This window comes from Azotobacter armeniacus (assembly GCF_054779355.1).
This window is the reverse complement of the sequence record NZ_BAAGYK010000148.1, coordinates 90437-94003: the sequence shown is the minus strand read 5'-3', so window position 1 is coordinate 94003 and position 3567 is coordinate 90437. Positions and strand designations below refer to the sequence as shown.

Annotated in this window: 1 protein-coding gene and 3 pseudogenes; 2 read left to right on the top strand and 2 right to left on the bottom strand. The window is 58.0% G+C overall.

Annotated features, from left to right (window positions below):
* Positions 1-143 precede the first annotated feature (143 nt).
* Complete coding sequence (tyrS, locus tag ACYVD0_RS19705; RefSeq protein WP_460428376.1) at positions 144-1343, bottom strand: tyrosine--tRNA ligase; 1200 nt, start codon at positions 1341-1343, stop codon at positions 144-146.
* 100 nt (positions 1344-1443) lie between these two features.
* Positions 1444-2567, bottom strand: a pseudogene (locus tag ACYVD0_RS19700) (ISAs1 family transposase).
* Positions 2568-2857: 290 nt separating this feature from the next.
* Here ACYVD0_RS19700 and ACYVD0_RS19695 point away from each other — a divergent pair.
* A pseudogene (locus tag ACYVD0_RS19695) lies at positions 2858-3076 on the top strand (transposase); the annotation flags it as partial.
* 167 nt (positions 3077-3243) lie between these two features.
* Positions 3244-3567: pseudogene (locus tag ACYVD0_RS19690) on the top strand (transposase); the annotation flags it as partial.

The window sequence follows — 3567 nt, the reverse complement described above, 5'->3', positions numbered from 1 at the left end:
TCACCCAGGCCGCCCGCCTTCCCAATTCGCCCAGATCCAGCAGGCAAACCCTTGATTTTCAAGGACTTCCGCAGACCCCTGCTCGGGAAGTGGGCGCATTATAGAGACCAAAAATCTTCAGTCAAGGATTATTTAGACTCCCTCTATTCCGCCTTCAGGGTAACTTTGGCAAAAGACTTCTTTCCCGCCTGACAGACATGCGTTGCACCGCGCCGGAACAAGAATCCTCGATCAATCACAACACCATCCACGCGCACCCCACCGGAACCGAGCAGATCACGCGCCACAGCAGCATTCTTAACCAAGCCTGCTTTATTTAGCACAGCAGCAATTGGCATATCCTCTATCGAGAGCAGCTCGATCTCAGGTAAATCTTCCGGCTGCTCGCCATCCCTCATGCGATTCCCCACCGAACGATGCGCACTGGCAGCCGCCTCTTCACCGTGGAAACGAGCAACAACCTCCTCAGCCAGCTTAACTTTGATATCCCGCGGATTGGCACCCCGCTCGATATCAGTCCGGAAGACATCGATTTCCTCCATCGAGCGAAAGCTCAAGAGCTCGAAATACCTCCACATCAAAGAATCGGGGATCGACACCAGCTTGCCATACATGATCCCCGGCGACTCTTGAATGCCAACATAGTTGCCCAGCGACTTAGACATTTTCTTCACACCATCCAGCCCTTCGAGCAGAGGCATGGTGACAATGCACTGAGACTTCTGACCATAAGCACGCTGCAATTCGCGCCCCATCAGCAGATTGAACTTCTGATCCGTGCCACCAAGCTCGACATCGGCACGCAAGGCAACAGAGTCATACCCCTGCATCAGCGGGTAAAGAAACTCATGAATTGCAATCGCCTGATTTGAAGCATAACGCTTACTAAAGTCATCACGCTCAAGCATGCGCGCCACAGTGCAATGAGAGGTCAGCCGTACAAAGTCAGCAGGCGTCAACTGCTCAATCCAAGCAGAATTGAAAACCACCTCAGTCTTGGTCGGATCAAGGATCTTGAAAACCTGAGCCTTGTAGGTCTCGGCATTTTCCAATACCTGATCGCGCGTCAGAGGTGGTCGAGTAACACTTTTGCCACTGGGGTCACCGATCATCCCAGTGAAGTCACCTATAAGGAAAATCACCTGATGCCCCAAATCTTGGAATTGGCGCAACTTGTTGATGAGGACAGTATGTCCGAGGTGTAAATCTGGAGCAGTGGGATCGAAACCAGCCTTGACTCGCAGCGGTTGACCACCTCTCAGCTTCTCGACCAGTTCAGCCTCAACCAAGACTTCCTCCGCACCGCGCTTGATCAGCGCCAACTGCTCTTCAATTGACCTCATGACAATCCATCAACCACAAACAGAAAAGATAGTCACATTACAAGATTGCCCATGAATTACAAGGTTTAGCCCAGGGCTAATCGCATGAAGCCAAGCATTCTCATTCGAGTCTCGGCAGCTCGGCCCGATAGTCATCCGAGGTGTTGGCGATGAGCCGACGAGTCTTGAGGCTGCCCTTGCGCTGGCTCGGGTCCAGGCGGAGCAGGTTCAGCGTCAGTCGCCTCAGCGTCGCCAGGTTATGGGCCGCATGGGCGGTACGCGCGCGCATCCGGTCATCGGCAAACACCACGTCCAGGCACCAGTGCACACGGTTCTCGATGCCCCAGTGCTGGCGGATCGCCGATGCCAGCCGCTCGGCATCCGGCGCCAGGCTGCTGATGAAGTAACGTCGCTCATGCGAAACCCTGCCCTGCAGGTGGTGCTCCGACTCGATCCCCCCGAAACAGCCGAGGTCAGGCCAGCGCTCGGGGTGAGCCAGGCAGGCCAGCTCGCCGAAAACATGACAGCGCCGGATTTCCAGCCGCCCATGGCCTTTTTCGACCGTTTCACAGAACCCGTGCGGGGTGCGCTCGGGCATGTGCCGGCGGAAGGTCTCGAAGAAGTCCTCGATCGACTCCAGCAGCATGGGCTGGTTGCCTTTGACCGCCAGGACATAGTCGGCCTTCTGTTTGCGAATCGCTTGCGCAATGCCGGGCTGGACTCCCCCGGCATCGATCGTCACCACACAGCCCTCCAGGGCCAGGGTGGCCAGCACCTCAGGAATGGCTGCCTTTTCATTGGACTTGGCCGCTGTGGCTTACTGCCCCAGGATCGGTCCGGCGTCAGCCGCAAAGGCACTGACCAGATGCAGCGCCGCCTCACCAGCCGTGGCCGCACGACGACTGGTTTTGCCATCCAGGGCCACCACCTGAGGCGAGAGCGCGGGCAACACCGCCTCGACCCAGCGCCGGAAGGCGGCCTCGAAGGCCTGCGGCTGGATCAGCGCGAAGAGCCGGGCGAAGGTGTCATGCGAAGGAATGCCGTTGGGCAACGCCAGGTAGCGACGAAACCAGGGCAGCTTCTCCTGAGCCCACGCCTGGATCGCTTCGAAGGTGTCGGCACCGACCAGAATGCCACAGACGGCGATGGTCAGTGTTTCGACCAGGGAATGCTGAACCTCGTTGGTCTGCCGGGGATCGCCTGGGAGACGAATACGTCCGTGATGGGCATGGGAAGGGAAGGCATGCGCAGGTGCTCAAATATCCCATTGATACGCTCTTGCGATCACGGCTTCAAATGCGAGGCGTTCGCTTCATGCGATTGCCCTGAGGTTTAGCAGGCTGTTGAAAAAAGCCAGAGCGCTTTCCACTTCTGGCAAATTGACTGCCATCTTCTTCATGCAGAGCTCAGAGGCTGTGAAAAAACCAATTTCTCTCGCAGTTAGGGGGTGTTGACGTTTCGAGCCAGAGGGGTCGATGAGGGCGGGAAAGCCTGCAAAATCAAGGTTCCCACACCGCTCCCTCCGCAGGCTGGCAATGCCCCGATCGATGCTCACCGACGAACGCTGGTCGAAGCTGGAAAAGGTTCTGCTTCAGCAATCCATTCACCACAAGCCGGATCTGCGCATGACGGTCGAGGGGATGCTCTACCGGATGCGCGCAGGCTGCCCCCGGAGAGACCTGCCCAGCGCCTTCGGAGGCTGGAACTCGGTCTACAAGCGTTTCAACGCGTGGTCGGCGGCGGGCAAGTGGCTGTGACAAACTCGCCCCTACGGCTATGCCTGCGCCCGGCATGACGCGGGGCGGCCGAATAATGCAATTTGCCGTTCTGCGCTCGAATCCCGAATGGCGCAGGCAATGGCGAAACTGCCTCCTCTACTCATGAAATTATCGAAAATTTCACAGCCTCTCAGCCCAAGCCAATGCGTGGACTCGATCTCGAGCAAGACGAGCTGTTCAGCTACCCAGCGCTGGAACAGCGCATCCCGAACGACCATCCGCTGCGTCCATTGCGCCGGCGGGTCGATACGATCCTGGCTTCGATGGCTCGGGACTTCGACGGGCTTCACTCCAGGCCAGGGCGTGCCTCGATCGCCCCGGAGCGGCTGTTGCGCGCTTCGTCGCTCCAGGTGATCTACACCGTCCGCTCCGAGCGGCAGCTGGTCGAGCAGATCGATTTCAACCTGTTGTCTCGCTGGTTTGCCGGTGGACGAGCCGGTGTGGGGTCACTCGACCTTCAGCCAGAA

Excerpts from the sequence above, each read along its gene's own strand:
- tyrS (WP_460428376.1), bottom strand. The coding sequence starts at position 1,343 with ATGAGGTCAATTGAAGAGCAGTTGGCGCTGATCAAGCGCGGTGCGGAG.